Here is a 16,119-nt window from a genome sequence, read left to right on the forward strand (position 1 = left end):
TATGATGGCAAGCATATTTCGAATTTCACTAGGGGTATTGCTCATTCTCATCGAAAGCCATTATGCGAATGCACAGACAACCTATGGCGTAACCTACCATTTTGCCGACGATACCGTTGAAACATCAAGCGGAAAAACATTCAGCAATCGCCTCATTGTCCAAAATCACGGAGATTCCGCCGTCACCCTCGCGGTAACAGATACCGCCCAACTGACCGGACTGATCCGCATACCGGCATCCTTTGCATTGAAGCCGGGTGAAACGCGGAGTTTTCCGGTAAAATACATCGCCGACAGACATACGATCAAGAAAAGCGTCCAAGCCATCCGGATAGGGCTCCGGGCCATGGCATCCCAAACGGAGGTGTCGCCTCCGGCGACCTTTTATATCCGGCTGACCAATGTGAGCGGTCTCCTGCTGGAAACCGAACAGCCGGTTTATTACCTCAATCAGGGCAGCAACCAAACGCAGCTCATGCTCAACTGCTCCAATACGGGCATCATCCCCATTGACTTCAGGCTCGTGCTCACCGAAGTTCCCGAAGGCTTGGAATTTACCGGCGAGCAGCTTTCCATGGCCCTTCAACCCGGCGCTTTGCGGCAGCTTCCCTTTACCGCGCGCAACAAATTGAGCATCCGGCAGCCCGCTGATTTTTCAGTCACCATCGAGGCCGTCGATGCCGGCGGCAAGACAATCGCCAGCACGCGCATCCGTATACAGAGCGCAGGCAGCATCAATACCTTTGCCAACGCCCCGTTCGGCAACGTGACCAATAACATGGCTGCCCTGCGTCTGCTCAGCATTAACCAGCATAGTTCCATTTACCAGATGCAGGCAAACGGCGACCTGGATTTCTCCCGGAATCGCAGCCTGCACTATCAACTGCAGCTGGATTACTATCAGCAGTTACAGGGATTCAACGCCTATGATACCCACCTCTCCTTTCACTCGGACCGCATGGGCATCAAATTGGGCAACATCTACGAAAACCTAGACTACGCCATTAGCGGGCGGGGAGGCAAGGCCACGTATCATTTCAACGGCGAAAATCACGTCAGCCTCTATGCCCTTCAGAACAACTATATGCTGGTCAGCAACGTCTTCCAGCAAATTCCCGGCGAAAACATACTGGCTGCAAACTACGCTTTCCTGAAAAACGAAAAAGAAGGGCGGATCACCTACCTGCACGGACGGAATGCGTTCAACGCGCTTGACAACGACCAACTGAGCGGGCGGATACCCATCAACATGAAGACGCCGAACCAACAGTTAATACTCGAAGCGGGATATAGTCGGGAGACCTTCCGGGACGAATCCAGTACCAAGCATGCCGTCGCTGCGGGATTCGACTACTCCATTTCGGCAAACGGTCTGCAGTTCGCCTCCAACAATTACTACAGTACGCCCTACTATACCGGCATACGCCGCGGTCTGTGGCAAAGTGATACCCGGTTGACCAAAACCACGGCAGATGGCCAAATATGGTCCGCTCGGGTCGGGCTGCTTAACAACCGTCCGCAGTTTCAGGGGCGGTGGTACAGCCAACGCTTTAATGCCTATCAGAATGGCATTAACACATTCGAAATCGGTTACAGCCGCACCGTCGGCTCCGTATACCTCACGATCAACCCTTATCTCATGCAGCAGCGCCTGACCAACGGGAGCACGGCGCTCGACGACAACAACACCGAGGTGGCGTGGGCATCATCTGCGATACGTACGCAGATCGGTTTGAACTACGCTTCCCCAAACCACGGCTTTTATGTCCATGCCGATTATGGATACACCTATAAGCACAGCGCCGGCGCATCCACGGCACCCTTCCACTCCTTACGCATCAATGGCAACTATACCAATCCCTTTTTCGGGATCAGCGCCTTCCTGCAACTTAATCCTTATTACCTGAGCGATGTCTTCTCCATCGCTCCTGGCGCCTCGTACCGGTTATTTTCCGTTGGACCGAATACGCGGTTCAGTGCATGGGACAATAAGCTACAGGTCCAGGTAAGTGCCCTTTATAGTTACTACGGATTTACCAATAACCGGAATTATTCGCTTACCGGCAGCGCCCGGTGGCAAATGAAAAATCACTGGGCCATCGCCGCCGATGCCTTTTACACTGTCACGCACATGCGTCCCGCATTCTTCGATACACGGCAATTCCGGGTGGGTATTGAAAAACAATTCTCCGGTCTAACGGCCGCCCGAGGAAAAAAATTGGCGCTGATTTATTATGAAGACCGTAATAATAACGGCATGCGTGACGCCGGAGAGCCCCCTGCGCCCGATATGACCGTCAAAATCAAGGATAAAACGGCTTTTACGGATGGAGAAGGCCGGGTTGAATTCCGGCAAATGCCCCCAGGCAACTATACCGTGGAGCTGCTCACCAACGGAGGATGGGCTGCCGGTGCGCCGATGCATATCGTGGTAGAAAAAAACAAGACCATTGAATTTCCATTGATCAAATCCCAGGTATTGCAGGGCAACCTCATCGTGGTCGGCAAGAACTACCTGACCACAAAACCCGTCCTGTCCGGCATTCGTATTCAGGTAGCCGACGATCAGGGGAAGCAGCAACACACCCTTACCGATGCCGATGGTCATTATACCTTTTATTTGCCTCCGGGCACTTACCAGGTGTCCGTCGCGACAGCTGACATGCCTTTTTCTATTGAAAATGAGCGCGAGCATATCACCATCACGGACAGCAACACGCCATTCGAGCTGAATTTCAAGTACCGTGATGAGCGCAGGCGAGTAGGTGTTACGCGGTTTTAAAGTGCAGTGAAACTATAGATCACCTGCGCACTATACGTTCCTGCGGCTTTCCCCAGCAATCGTGCGGTCTCAGCCGGTGGGATGCTGTAGCGCAGGCTGAGCGTCCTGTCGACCGTCGGGTTGGCATTATCGATGAGCAGCTGAGGGGTGGTAGACAACGTAACGGTATTGACCCCGCTTTGCCCAGGTACGGGGCCGATACGAAGTATGCCGACAGGGACCTCGCCATTGGGAGCGCTGAAATTCTCGCTTGCCGACCGGGCGTATACGCTGTATGGGGTGGTTCTGCTCAAGCGTAGGTGTTGGGCCATGTCCACGGTGATTCCTTGGCGGTAGTCGTCGGTGGTCGCGAAACCCAGCGCCACTGTTTGCTGGTTGGCCACCAGTTCGGCCATATCGCTCACGACAACCTGGAGCGTGCCAGCACGTGTAGCCTGCAATGTGCCGGTTGGATAAGCCGATGCCAATTTGCTCCAGGTGTAGGTAATCGGAACACTATAGGTTCCCGCCTGGAGAAACCCCGCACGCAGATTCGGTCCCGTTATGGAAAGCGCGGCGTTCAGCGTTTGGTTATTCCCCGTCGGCACCGCGATACCCGTAGCCGGGGTAAGCGACTGACTGGTGGTCGATAGGGAAATGACATTCGCACCGGCAACGTTGGAAAGCGTTCCGTTCACCAGGCTGACCGCCGTAGCTGGAAGCTGATTGTATGCAGTACTGGTCGTAAAGCTGAATTGGGCACTGCCCGCATTTAGGTTCAGCAGATAGGGTACTGTGGTGGATACGGTTACACTTCCGGTAGTACTTACCCCGGTTGCCGCCCGGTATAGTCCCAGGCTGTTTACCGCGAGGTTAAACGCGGGCAAGGTCGTCTGTGGCGCGATAAATCCCGGCACATTGATCACCAAGTTGGGCGTGGTGGGGGTGATCTGATTGGGAGACAAGGTACCCGTTCGGAATTGAATCGGTGTGCTATAAACCCCCGCCACCCACGTGTGGCTACCGGTTGTCACCCGGTAATCGGCCGTTACGGCTCCCGAAGAGATGCTGGCCAACGCGGTATAGAGTGTGCCATAGGTCGTGCTGAGCATGACCTCCGTCGAGGAACCGAGCAGGGACAACGATCCGATACTCCGAATGCGGATGTGCATCATGTTCAGCGGTACGGTAGTGGTCCCTCCCGCGGTATTAGCGAAATTGGCGGTATTTGCCTTCACCTGGATCGTTGGCAATAAGGACACCACACTCGTATACGTACCGCTGGCGAGGCTCGCCGTATAGTCGCTACGGGCCGTAATATTGGCTTGGGGGAGGTTAACGGTTATTTGGCTTAAGGCGGACAAACTGCATAACCAGAGACCAAAGCCAACTGCCAGCTTGTCAATATGTAATCTCTTTTTCTGCAACGTTCAATTCATAACGGCCTCCAGCGTCCAATATCGCAATGGCTAGAAATTTCCCTTTCAGGTGCGATGGCAGTTGCACATACACCCACTGCTCCGCATCGGGAAGCATGGCTATGGCCGTAGTGTTCACCGGGATTTCTTCACCCGTGCCCATATCCGTAAGCTCAAAGCGTACATGGGCATCTCGGTTCACCTGCCCCCGGTTTTTGATCTTGACTGCCATTTGCCTCGTCGTGTCCGTAGGCGTCGTGACGATGCCCTGATCCTCAAATGCAAGAAACGCCAATTCGCCGGCGGCGAGCCCCAGCGGACGATTATATACCTGTATGCCCACCTCTAGTAAGACGTTCACGCCCAGCCGTGACTTGGTTTCGCTGATCGGCTCCTGCTCTTTCACCTGTGTGAAGAACACCATGCTATGCGTGAGCCCGGAAAACCCGTTTTCGGGAACCGACAAGGTCACTGATACCGTTTTGGTTTCTCCCGGATTTAGCGTTATTGTGCTCGCCGAAAGCCGTAACCATCCAGCATTCGATTGCGCTAACTCTCCAGCCGGGAAATATATCTTCCGGCCCAGTGTATCCCGCTGCCAATCTTTAATGGACGCCGAGAAGGTCATGTCCCCATCAGAGCGGTTCGTAAACGTGAGCAACTGCGTGGCAGTCTGCCCAGGCGAGCCCTCGAAAAAAATTCGCGAAGGGGATAATGATAAGCCCTGGCCGCTAGTTGCTGTCCATGACAACATCAACAATAATAGTAATCCCGGTCGAATACAGGCATCCTTCATCAAAGCTGTGTAGCGGTATACACGACCGTCGTTGAATATTCCTGGGGAACTTTATCCAACAAAGGTGTTGCGTCTGGAATCGTGTAATTGATATTGAATATCGTCCCCAGCGAAGCGGGTGCTGCGGTGGCCAATACCGTGGTTTCACCCGCTGTTGTCGTAAGCGGCACGACAGCGGTCGTCCCCGCACCCGTCGTCGACCCATCTACACTCACTTGTACCGCATCGAGCGGTATGGGTTCCTCGTTGGTCGCATTGACAGTAAACTCGCCTTGGGCCAATACTGAGACTTCATAGCTTTGGTTGCTCACAACCGTAAAATGCGCGGGCTTCGCAATCACCTGCGCGGTGTTATAGTCTTCGGGGGTTGCATAGACAAACTCCACATCCGGAGCGGCGCCTAACTCAATCGAAATAACCTCGGCCGACAAATCAATGCTTACCGTTACCGGTGCCGTCTGGCTTTCCTGGGCATTCGCCAGACCGACGACCATTGTACATCCAAGAAAAACTGCTGTCAATAAATGCCTTTTCATAGATTACAAATTAAATAAAACAAAGGCCACGCCGTCATTTCATCAACCTATAAAATCGACGCGGCATATTTCTATTACAAGTATATCCGTCAAATGTTTGGTGCCAGCAATGATTTTCTCTTTCGCCCACGGTTGAGGGCGGCTTCAGCATGTATTCGATTACCTTTGCAGCGCTCTTCGATACATGGTCAAGACTGCTCCGAGACTCCTTCGGTATGCACGTACCGTGCAGGCACGGTAAGTCCACGTTGAGTCCACGTTTTACCACATAAACGTGGACTCGCCGTGGTTGCACCCCGGATATACGGTAGCCGCATTTCGACGCAGGTACGGAGCAGTCTCGGAGCGATCCCGAGTCGGCTTCAACGGTTAGCCGAACAGCGACTATCTTTCCAGCAGCCGTTTATATCGCATCAACGCTTCAATGTAGTAATAATCGGCATACGTGAGCGGCACATCGATTTCGCTGCCATGTGGGATGGAACCCACGCTGTACTGTAAAATGAATCCGCCATTGGTCCCGATCTCGGCTTTATAGGGTACCGCGGAGAGCGTTTGAAGGATTTGCTCGGCTTTCGCCAAATAATTAGCGCTTTCCTCACCTTCAGTATGCGTGCTGAGTTCAACCAGCGCCGAAGCCATTACAGCAGCCGCGGAAGCGTCTCGGTTGGCTTTATACTCGGCGGCATAGGGGCTGTCCGTCGGCAGATCAGGTGCATTGAAATCCCAGTAAGGCACAAGGTCGTCCGGCATGTTGGGGTGGTTCAAGAGAAATGCCGCAATGTTCTTCGCAAAATCCAGATAGGTTTGGTCTCCCGTCTCGCGGTACATCATCACATAGCCATACAGTCCCCATGCCTGTCCGCGCGCCCAGGCTGACTCATCATAGGCGCCTTGGGCAGTCTTTTTAGCCACAATGCTGCCGTCCGTTGGGTTGTAGTCGATCACATGATACGAGCTGTAGTCCGGACGGTAGTGGTTTTTGATGGTGGTGTTGGCATGTGTCGTTGCAATGTCCCGGTACTTCGGATCCCCGCTCAACTTGGAGGCTTGGGTGAGAAACTCCAAATTCATCATGTTGTCGATGATCACCGGATAGGTCCACCCCTCCCACGAGCGTATGGCCTTGACCGTCGGATTATACCGGCTGATCAGCGACTCGGCACCCGTAAGCAATATTTCCTTATAAGCCGCTGTATCGCCCGTCAACCGGAGGGCGTTGCCAAAGCTGCAATACAGCATGAAACCGAGGTCGTGTGTGCCTTTATTGTGTTTTTCCTTTTCGAGGATACCCAGTTTGTCTTTCGCCAACTGAAGCAATTGCTCATCGCCGGAATACTCATATAGATAAAGCAAAGACCCCGGATAGAAGCCCGATGTCCACCACTCCGTGTCGGACGTCACGCTCGTGTCGCCCTGAAATGTCCTCGGCATCCGTTCTGCCGGAACGCTGTCGGCCAATACCTTGATCTGCGTCACAGCGGCGTCGAGCTGTTGGTCGATAAATGCTGCACTGAGTTGCAGATCGTCGCGATGTTTCGCGGATTGATTTTGGCATGCCGAAGCTACCGCCGCCGCAACGACGAGGGCAAACATGAACCGTGCTGGAAAAAAAACCATCTTCATTAACTTATAACATTATTACACTGGAGAGTGGCTCAAAAATACACATTTGCCCGGAAAGCGCAAACGTTTACGCGAATCTGGTATGGGGAATACATGGTGTGGCGCTTTATCGCAACGCGAATTTTAAATTTTCAAATTGTAATGGAACTACCTGAACAGGAAATCGAACATCGAATCAAGTTGATAATAACCCACACCTGCTTCTTTTAATTTTTCTGCTTCTTTCTTGGCTTCTTCCATTATATCGTCACTTCTAAATGTCCAAGCATTCAGCACCCCAACCGCTAATATGCCATGCTTCTTAGTCCATTCTACATCTTCCTTGGTTATATTTTTGGAAAACAGGTAATAATCCTCAGACTTAAATCCCGGCTTTAACATATTGTCTTCAAGCTGCTGACGCGTACAACTTAATTTTATCTTCCCGGTAAAAAACGGAGTAGACTCAGTAGTTCCAATCATCATCGCTTGTTCCGAACGTTCATATTTTTTTATTAACTCCACTACTTTGCCGAATAAAACGGTATCATTTCCGCTGATTTTATTATCAATCATCACTTGTAGATTACCTTCTTGACAACGCCTTAACGCTTCTTCAAAAGTAAGGACCTTGTTGTCTAAGTTACCCACCAGTTCCTTGATTTCACTCCAATCCATTTCGGACACAGCTTTATCTACACCAAAGTATCTTTTAAAATTCGGATCATGATGAATAATCAGTATACTGTCTCGCGTTAAACGCAAATCAACTTCGACCATCCAATACCCTTCCTTTGAAGCTTTCTGCAAAGCAGACAAACTGTTTTCAGCCGTTAGGCTATCCACAACTCCTCCACGATGGGCTATTAAACGGTATTTAGTTTGCGTCTCTTCCGTGTTAAGCTGCCCATAGATAGGCCCGAGTAAAAAGAAGAGTCCAATGATCAAGAAGTTGCTCTTAATTATGGTTACGTTCATCTGCGTTTAATTTATGACGCTAAAGGCAGCTCATCAACGCAAATGGACCTTGGCCACTACCGGCTGGTGATCCGACGGATAGCGTTGGTCCTTGGCATCGGTCAACACGGCATATTTTGATACTTGGAAGTGGTTACTGACGAATATATAGTCGATACGATGCTTCATCGGCGCCGTAAACCGGAACGCATTCGTCGTACCCACGGGACCATAAGGCGGCATTTGGGTGACCGCATAAGCATCGTTTAAGATCGCTGACATTCCCTGGATCTGCTCGGTTTCGGGTGTCGAATTAAAATCGCCTGTGCAGATCACCGGAGCATCCTTAGCAATTTCCCGGATCTTCTTCACCATCAACTTACCCGATTCCTGCCGGGCGACCACCCCTTGATGGTCGAAGTGGACATTGAACACATAAAACTCACTATCGGTATGCTTGTCTGTAAATTTTGCCCATGAACAGATCCGGTTACAGCAGGTGGCATCCCATCCCTTTCCGGGTTTGTCCGGCGTCTCGCTGAGCCAGAAATTTCCCGAATCGACAATGGCGAAACGGTCTTTCTTATACAGGATCGCCGAATGTTCTCCTGCTTCCTTACCGTCGTCGCGCCCGGCGCCGAAATAAGCAAACCCAGGGATTTCCAGAAGGCCCTTCACTTGGTGGATAAATGCTTCTTGGATACCCACAATGTCGAAATCATGGTATTGAATCAGGGCTTTGACGTTTTCCTTGCGATGTGGCCATGCATTCAAGCTGTCTGCCGGTGTGTCCATGCGGATGTTGAAACTGGACACATTGATGTCTACATCACCTTCCTGAGAAAATGCGGTAGCAGAAAGAAAAAGGGCAAAAATAATTAGATATACTTTCATGATGGATAAGATTTATCGTATGGCATTTCACTCGTCAAAAATAGCCATATCACATATATAAACAAACTACCAATCTGGATTCTGACCCAATGCCGGATTCCGCTCACGATCCGCTTCGGGTATCGGATACAGATACTTCTTATCGAGCCACTCGCGCGCGCCGGGATTCCACTGTACCTCACCCGAGGTGCCGTTGGACAATTGTATCCTCCCGGTGGCAGACGACGGACTGACATCGACGAATGCAATTGCTGGGTTGGACGGGGTCGGCCGCGTGCCTTGGTAGAAGGATACATCCATCACGCCATCGTCATTCAGGTCGTACTCACCTAACGCAGGTACATACATGCCGTTCATCGGGGCTTCCTCAAATAGTTCCCCGATATGCCACCGTTTCAGATCGTCCGGACGCAGCCCTTCGAACACCAGCTCCACAGCCCGCTCCCGCATGACCTCCAGCAACACCGGATTGGTGAATTTGCCGAGATAATACTCAACCAGATACGGATCGGCAACGGTCGGCATGGTATTCAAGGTAGTGCCTGTGATCCCGGCGCGCGCGCGCAGCGCACCGATGGTCGCCGCCCACTCGGCGTCCGTCATCGCGCCCAATTCGGCCAGCGCCTCCGCCTTGTTCAGCAACACCTCACCCCACCGCATGATGATGTGGGCATTGTCGTTCCGGCTTTCGTCGTCATACGGGAACCGCTCGTCATAGCACCATTTGATGGGTTGGTAGCCCGTAAATGTCTGGTTGAAATTCGGCGGAGCAATCACCGGAACACCATTCTCCGTGCGGTGGTAATCACCCAACCGGACGGTTTGTTTCAACCGCAGGTCACGGTCTTTCACCTCATCGACAAACGGCGTGGTCCGGTAATCGGGGTCGGCCGTAAACGGTGTGCCGTCCAGTTTCAGGTAGGTGTTTACGAATTGACGGGTCAGGCTAGGGCGGCTGCCATAGGTCGGACTGATAAACCGGCGATTGGCTGAGCTGAACACCTGCAGGCTGGCATCCAGCGCCACAGCCAAAATGGTCTCATCCACATAGGGGCTCTTGGTGATGAACAGCTCGCGGTAAGATCGATCACCCGTGGTCCCTTGATGCAGGGTAAACCCCGTAATGCCATTCGCCGCTTCCACCACCTCCTGGTACCAGGCGTCGGCTGTGGACTGCATCTCATAACGAGTATGGTATTTCCTGAAGGATGCTTCATAAAGGCATATCCTTGTTTTGTATGCCCGCGCGACATTTTGGGTGATCCGCGTGCAGCTTGGATCGGAGGTCAGCGTAATGTTCTCGATGGCAAAGTCCAGATCCGCCAGCACGTGGTCCATCACCTCGAAACGGTTGTCGCGGGGCGCTTTCAGCGTTGTGCTATCCGCCACGTCGATCGTCCGGTCAATCCAGGGCACATCGCCGAAACGCTTGACCTTATCGAAGTAAAACAAGGCGCGGAAAAACCGGGCGAGCCCCAAATAGTGGTTTTTCTCGGGCACCGTACTTTCCTCGGCATTCTCGATGAAATAGTTGATGTTGCGCAGGCCGCTCCAGTTCCATCCTGAACTCGTGATGGGGCTCAGTGCGCCGGGAGCCAGGAAATCGTCCACCCCGTTGCGGGCTACCAGATCCGACATGTTATCGTCCTGGAATACCCCCACGTCTGTAGACGGCAAAAGATCGTAAAACGAAAGCGCGTAGAGTTCCATCCCGCTTGCCGATCCGAAAATCGCTTGATTCGTACCGGTATCCACCGGGATTTCGTCCAGATCACACGCCGCGAATGAGAGGAGTGCAAATGCGATCGATAGTTTATATAATGTCTTCATGATTATTCAAACTTAGAAATTAAGGGTTAATCCTAGTGAAATCGCTTTAAGCATCGGATAGTTATACCCATCGCCGCTCGTGCCCCTACCATCACCGCTAAGATCGCGATCCGAGCCGTAGATGTTGGTCACATCGGTATCCTTGGTCCATTTGTACATGGGCGACCATGTCCATAGGTTCTCTGCAGAGAGGTATACCTTCAGGTCGGTAGCATTAAACTTCGAGAGTAACCGGCTTGGCAGGGTATACCCCACCTGGAGGTTCCGGAGGCGGATGTATGCGGCATTTTGCAGGTAGCGATCGTTTGGCACATTCAGCGCACGACCGGTTCCCTGCGCCACGTAGCCGACTAAACGAGGGAGATACGCGTCGAAGTTGCCCAGTTCGGGACGAAACATGTTGTCTTCATGCCAAGCCGGATATTGGTTGTACGGACGATTGTACTGCCCCCAGAAACGTGCTTCCGGTGATGGATAGTAATCCTGCTTCATCACCCCCTGAAAGAATGCCGAGAGGAAGAAGCCATTCCAATCGCCATTTAGGTTGAATCCGTAAGTATAGCGCGGTTCCGAATTGCCGATGATGGATTTATCGCCCGAATCGCCGACCTGGTTCGCCCCTTGGTAGATCTCATCGTCGCCATTCAGGTTCTTAAACTTAATATCTCCAACGTAGTTTTTCCGAGTATTGGTGTTGGGGACATTCGCCTGCGAAGGGGAATTGGCGATTTCCTCTTCCGAACGGAACAGCCCCTCTACCTGATACCCCCAGATTTCGCCCACGCGCTGGCCTACGTAATAATCCGATAGGTTCATCTCGGGATTATTGTACTTGGTGATCGTCGCCCGGTAGTCGGCCAAGGTAACCCGTACATCGTAGCTAAAGGGTTTGCCAGCCGCCATAAATTGATCCCGCCAGTTCACCGAGATCTCCCATCCCGTAGTTTCCAGATCGGCATAGTTGCCCTTGGGCACCGTCGTACCATAAACGGCCGGCACCGTAGGACCAACGGTGAACATGTCACTCGTCCAGCGGCGATATAGATCGCCTACAAACGTAAGCCGGTTATTCAAACTCGAAAACTCCAGACCGAGATTGCCTGTGGTAGATGTCTCCCAAGTCAAGCCATCAGGCACCACTCCCGGCTGGCCTGTCTGCTGCGGACGGGTGCCGTTGATGATGCGCTCAGACTGTGAAATCGAAAAGTTCTCGGTAAACGAATAGGGGTTGATATTACCGTTGCCCAGGGAGCCGTAGGAAGCCCGGAGCTTCACATTGGACAGTGCGTTAGGGTTGACCTTCCAAAACGGCTCTTCCGAAATCCGCCATCCGACGGACGCCGATGGGAAGAAGGCCCATTGCTGGTCGGTCGGGAATTTCGACGAACCGTCGTAACGGCCATTGACCTCCAGCAGATAGCGTTCTTTGAAGTTATAGTTCACCCGGAAAAAACCGCCGGCAATGGCCCATTTCCGATACCCGCCCTGGGTGACGATGCTCTGCCCCAGTGCCAGGTTGATGTCGTCTGCATCCGCGTATACAATGCCGTTCCGTTGTGCGGTCAGGTTTTTGTACAACGATTGCTCATAGTTATACCCGACCAAGAGGGCAATATTATGCGCGGCGTTGAACGACTTCACATAATCGGCGTACACGTTTGTGGCGATATACTCCGTGGTTTGCCTGCGCTCCTGCAGGTCATTGGTGTTCGTACCCGTATACCCGATCACGCCCTCGTAGCGGCTGTACGGCACCTGCACACGGTTTTGCTGCGAGCCGAGGTCCGTGCTCTGAAACGTGAAGTCGCTGCGCAGTGTCAGGCTTTTATCAAAAAACTGCGCTTTGCCGGCTATCCTGTTCTTCAGGAAACGCTGGGCATGATCGGTACCGTTTCTACCAATATAATAATCACCTACCGTGTAGGCCGCCGGAAAGGACAATGTCCCATCCGGATTGAGCAAGGGTGCCAGGGGGTGCCCCTCATCTGCCATATTCCGCCAGATGCCGCTGCCCTCACCCACATTCAGCGGCTGGTGATAGTTCATCCGGGAGTATTCAGTGTTATTTTCCACCGATAACCAGGGTGTCAGCTGGATATTGCCTTTTGCGCGTAGGTTATACATCGCATAGGTGTCTGAGTTGTAGCGGAACAGCCCATCTTGCCCATTATAACGCCCACTCAGGTAAAACGCAGCCTTGTCATTACCGCCGGTCAGCGCCAGGTTATGGTCCTGTGCATAAAACTGATCTTTATACAGTTCGCGGTACCAATCGGTGCTGTAGTAATATTGGTATTCCCCTGTTGATGGATTCACTTCGACCCGCGGCAGCGAAGGGTCTTCCCACCGCCTTTTTATTTCGGCCAGGTAGGCCGGGGAGAACGGCAGCGTTTTGTTTACCGCTGTTGGCGTGTTCCCGTTGTCATTCCACCTAGACCACGCATCGCTGAATCCCTGGGCCCAGGGGTAAGATTCCGTGACATTGTCCGGGACCGTCGTGGGTGATTTGATGGACACGTTGGTCGAATAGGTGATGGACGTCTTGCCTTCAGATGCCGATTTCGTCGTGATCAGCACCACCCCAAACGCCGCGCGGGCACCATAAATAGAAGCCGAGGAGGCATCCTTCAATACGGAGATGCTTTCGATATCGTTCGGATTCAGCATCCGAGGGTCTCCTTCTACCCCATCGATCAGGATCAATGCGTTGCCTCCCTGGCCAATCGACGTTGTCCCCCGCACGTTAAATGCCGGTGATTGGGTTGGTTTTCCGTCCAGCATCCGGATGTTCAGGTTGGGCACCGCACCCACCAATCCCTGTGAGATATTGGGGATGGGCCGGTTCTGAAATACTTCTGAGGTCACCTGATCCACGGCTCCTGTCAGATTAGCTTTCCGTTGCGTTCCGTACCCCACCACCACCACTTCGCTGAGCGCGCCGCTCGCTTCCGCGAGCACAAAATTAACATCTACGCTTTCGCCCGCGCTCACCGATACCGCCTGTTGCTGGTTGCCGTAGGAGATGAAAGAAGCTTCCACGGTATATTCGCCCGCCGGCAACGCAAGCGAAAACCTACCGTCATCACCGGTTGCCGTATTTCGTTGCTGGCCCACGATCCGGATACTGGCGCCCGACAGCGGCAGCCCCTGTACATCCGTCACCCGACCGACGATACGGCCGGGTTGTTGCATTTCCGACGTGCGCGGGAATGCCTGCAATGAGCTAGCAATAGCCGCAATCAGGCAAAGTATAACTTTGTTCATACATCAAAATTGAATTGTTGATTTGTCGGCGCAATGATACACCCCGCCCAACAACTGGGAGTTAAGCCTAGGTTATGTTTGTTTTAACAAGGTAACGATTTAAGTGGTCATCCGCCTCACCAAATCCACCGGGCACACCTGTGGTTCTGCGACAAGGGTTGACGAATCCGAATGGCGGTGTTGAAGCGCATTGATCAGGGTATAGGCCACACTGTCAGCCATCTTGCTCGGGTGCTGCTCGATGGAGGTGATGGATGGGGTGATGATGGCCGTTCGCGGGTCGTTGGAATAGCCGATGATTTTCAGGTCTTCAGGAATACGGATACCCCGCTCCCGCGCAAATTCCACCGCCGCAATGGCTGATGTGTCATTGGCGGCAAACAGCCCATCAGGCACGAGCCCTCCGCCGAATAACTTGCGAAGGGTAGTCCACGCGTTCTCTGCGGTAAGCTCCTGGTGAAATATCCAGTCCTCGCGCAACGGCATGCCCTGTTTCGCCAACGAATCAGCGAAACCGCGGGTACGCGCTTGGTATATGCTGCACGACAGCGGGCCGCTGATGTACGCAATGCGCTGGCAACCGGCCTGCATCAGGTGATTGCCGGCCAGCAATCCCCCACGGTAGTCATCACCCTTCACCACATACGCCCCGGTTTCCGCCGTGGGTACGCGGTCATAAAATACCAACGGTATCCCCTGTTGCATGAATCCATCGAAATGCGAAATATCGGTGGTATAAAGCGTGAGCGATACTACCAGCGCATCCACCCGCGACGAGTATAAGGTATTCGCAAGCGCTGTTTCCACGCTCACCGAATCGTTGGATTGGCAGATCATCAGGTTATACCCTGCGGCCTGCAGCTGCCGTTGCAACGAGGTGATGAAAAAAGCGTGAAAATACATGGATATACGCGGCACGATCAACCCAATGATGTTGGAGCGCCGGTTGCGCAGCGACGAAGCCATGCTATTGTGCCGGTAGCCCATTTCCTTTGCCTTCGCCTTCACCCGGTTGCGCGTCGCCTCGCTGATGCGCGCATTGTCATTAAGCGCCCTGGAGACGGTGGCTGGAGATATCCCCAACGCTTTGGCAATATCGACGATGCTATTTTCTGACTTTGGCCTTTTCGGTGTCATTGTTTGTGTACGGCGTATCAAAACAACATTAATTTATTGGAAAATGCAAATTTGGGCGGACGTCATGAATTGCTTATGTTTGTCGGTAATGCATAAGTTATGCTTCGTGTCAGCGGACTCTACATCTATCCCATCAAATCCTTAAGCGGCATCTCGCTGATGGAAGCCCGGGTGGGCGACCGCGGCTTTACCTTTGACCGGCGCTGGATGCTGATCGACCGGCACAATCGTTTCCTCAGCCAGCGGGAGCAGCCACAGATGGCGCTGTTCCGCGTGCAGCTGGAAACAACCGGATTAGCCGTCACTTACCCTGGCAAAACCAATCTTACTGTCTCTTTTGCCCAATCCTATGAGAAAAGCGAGGCGGTCACCATTTGGGATAATACCTGCCACGCCATGCTTGCCGATCCGACATGTCATCGTTGGTTCAGCGAGGCCCTGGACATCGACTGCCGTTTAGTCTACATGCCCCAAAGTACCCATCGCAGGGTTGATCAGCGCTACGCTGCGGGAGATTATATCACCTCTTTTTCGGATGCTTACCCTTTTCTGATGATCGGCCAGGCCTCGCTAGATGACCTCAACAGTCGGCTGGACACTCCTGTGCCGATGAATCGCTTCAGACCGAATATCGTCTTTTCGGGCGGTGAGCCCTATGACGAGGATCGCATGAATCACCTCCAGATCGGCGCTGTTCCGTTTCAAGGCGTAAAACTCTGCTCACGGTGCGTGGTGACCACCATTGACCAGGGGAATGGGCAAAAAAGCAAAGAGCCACTAAAAACCCTGGCGACCTACCGCAGCAAGAATAAGAAAATCATGTTCGGGCAAAATCTCATCCACCATGGTACCGGTATCATCCGAGTAGGTGATCAGATCAGCATAGAGAGCGTACATACCGAAGACCGGTTTGTGGTGTAA

11 protein-coding genes are annotated in these 16,119 nt (G+C 52.7%); 2 read left to right on the forward strand and 9 right to left on the reverse strand.

Going from position 1 to position 16,119, the window contains the following annotated elements; translation table 11 throughout:
• Positions 1-4: 4 nt before the first annotated feature.
• The gene (locus ACMGDE_RS03310; protein WP_436831332.1) at positions 5-2,782 is read left to right on the forward strand and encodes an SdrD B-like domain-containing protein; all 2,778 of its coding nucleotides are present in this window, start codon (positions 5-7) and stop codon (positions 2,780-2,782) included.
• Here the strand turns inward: ACMGDE_RS03310 and ACMGDE_RS03315 are convergent.
• The 9 genes from ACMGDE_RS03315 to ACMGDE_RS03355 form a co-directional block, all read right to left on the reverse strand.
• The gene (locus ACMGDE_RS03315; RefSeq protein ID WP_436831333.1) at positions 2,779-4,125 is read right to left on the reverse strand and encodes a hypothetical protein; all 1,347 of its coding nucleotides are present in this window, start codon (positions 4,123-4,125) and stop codon (positions 2,779-2,781) included. The genes ACMGDE_RS03310 and ACMGDE_RS03315 overlap by 4 nt on opposite strands.
• Positions 4,126-4,162: 37 nt before the next feature.
• Complete coding sequence (locus tag ACMGDE_RS03320) at positions 4,163-4,930, reverse strand: COG1470 family protein (RefSeq protein WP_436831334.1); 768 nt, start codon at positions 4,928-4,930, stop codon at positions 4,163-4,165.
• Positions 4,931-4,974: 44 nt separating this feature from the next.
• Positions 4,975-5,511 carry a hypothetical protein gene (locus ACMGDE_RS03325; RefSeq protein ID WP_436831335.1) on the reverse strand — a complete coding sequence of 179 codons (537 nt, stop codon included), beginning with the start codon at positions 5,509-5,511 and terminating at the stop codon, positions 4,975-4,977.
• Positions 5,512-5,895: 384 nt separating this feature from the next.
• Positions 5,896-7,137 (reverse strand): glycoside hydrolase family 88 protein, encoded by a 1,242-nt coding sequence (locus ACMGDE_RS03330; protein WP_436831336.1) that lies wholly within the window; start codon positions 7,135-7,137, stop codon positions 5,896-5,898.
• 147 nt (positions 7,138-7,284) lie between these two features.
• Complete coding sequence (locus ACMGDE_RS03335; protein WP_436831337.1) at positions 7,285-8,094, reverse strand: glycerophosphodiester phosphodiesterase; 810 nt, start codon at positions 8,092-8,094, stop codon at positions 7,285-7,287.
• 33 nt (positions 8,095-8,127) lie between these two features.
• Complete coding sequence (locus tag ACMGDE_RS03340; RefSeq protein ID WP_436831338.1) at positions 8,128-8,967, reverse strand: endonuclease/exonuclease/phosphatase family protein; 840 nt, start codon at positions 8,965-8,967, stop codon at positions 8,128-8,130.
• Positions 8,968-9,033: 66 nt separating this feature from the next.
• Positions 9,034-10,797 (reverse strand): RagB/SusD family nutrient uptake outer membrane protein, encoded by a 1,764-nt coding sequence (locus tag ACMGDE_RS03345; RefSeq protein WP_436831339.1) that lies wholly within the window; start codon positions 10,795-10,797, stop codon positions 9,034-9,036.
• Between the two features lie 12 nt (positions 10,798-10,809).
• A complete protein-coding gene (locus tag ACMGDE_RS03350; RefSeq protein WP_436831340.1) occupies positions 10,810-14,061 on the reverse strand; it encodes a SusC/RagA family TonB-linked outer membrane protein in 3,252 nt (1,083 codons plus the stop codon).
• Between the two features lie 99 nt (positions 14,062-14,160).
• Entirely contained in the window at positions 14,161-15,198 is a 1,038-nt protein-coding gene (locus ACMGDE_RS03355) for a LacI family DNA-binding transcriptional regulator (RefSeq protein WP_436831341.1), read from the reverse strand.
• Between the two features lie 99 nt (positions 15,199-15,297).
• Between ACMGDE_RS03355 and ACMGDE_RS03360 the strand changes: the two genes are divergently transcribed.
• Complete coding sequence (locus tag ACMGDE_RS03360) at positions 15,298-16,119, forward strand: MOSC domain-containing protein (RefSeq protein ID WP_436831342.1); 822 nt, start codon at positions 15,298-15,300, stop codon at positions 16,117-16,119.

This window comes from Parapedobacter brassicae (genome assembly GCF_051400755.1).
In the GTDB taxonomy this organism is placed as follows: domain Bacteria; phylum Bacteroidota; class Bacteroidia; order Sphingobacteriales; family Sphingobacteriaceae; genus Parapedobacter.

What these genes read in the sequence shown, in the direction of transcription:
- ACMGDE_RS03310 (WP_436831332.1), top strand. Translation starts at nt 5, where the DNA reads ATGGCAAGCATATTTCGAATTTCACTAGGGGTATTGCTCATTCTCATC.
- ACMGDE_RS03325 (WP_436831335.1), bottom strand. Translation starts at nt 5,511, where the DNA reads ATGAAAAGGCATTTATTGACAGCAGTTTTTCTTGGATGTACAATGGTC.
- ACMGDE_RS03330 (WP_436831336.1), bottom strand. Translation starts at nt 7,137, where the DNA reads ATGAAGATGGTTTTTTTTCCAGCACGGTTCATGTTTGCCCTCGTCGTT.
- ACMGDE_RS03335 (WP_436831337.1), bottom strand. Translation starts at nt 8,094, where the DNA reads ATGAACGTAACCATAATTAAGAGCAACTTCTTGATCATTGGACTCTTC.
- ACMGDE_RS03340 (WP_436831338.1), bottom strand. Translation starts at nt 8,967, where the DNA reads ATGAAAGTATATCTAATTATTTTTGCCCTTTTTCTTTCTGCTACCGCA.
- ACMGDE_RS03345 (WP_436831339.1), bottom strand. Translation starts at nt 10,797, where the DNA reads ATGAAGACATTATATAAACTATCGATCGCATTTGCACTCCTCTCATTC.
- ACMGDE_RS03350 (WP_436831340.1), bottom strand. Translation starts at nt 14,061, where the DNA reads ATGAACAAAGTTATACTTTGCCTGATTGCGGCTATTGCTAGCTCATTG.
- ACMGDE_RS03355 (WP_436831341.1), bottom strand. Translation starts at nt 15,198, where the DNA reads ATGACACCGAAAAGGCCAAAGTCAGAAAATAGCATCGTCGATATTGCC.
- ACMGDE_RS03360 (WP_436831342.1), top strand. Translation starts at nt 15,298, where the DNA reads ATGCTTCGTGTCAGCGGACTCTACATCTATCCCATCAAATCCTTAAGC.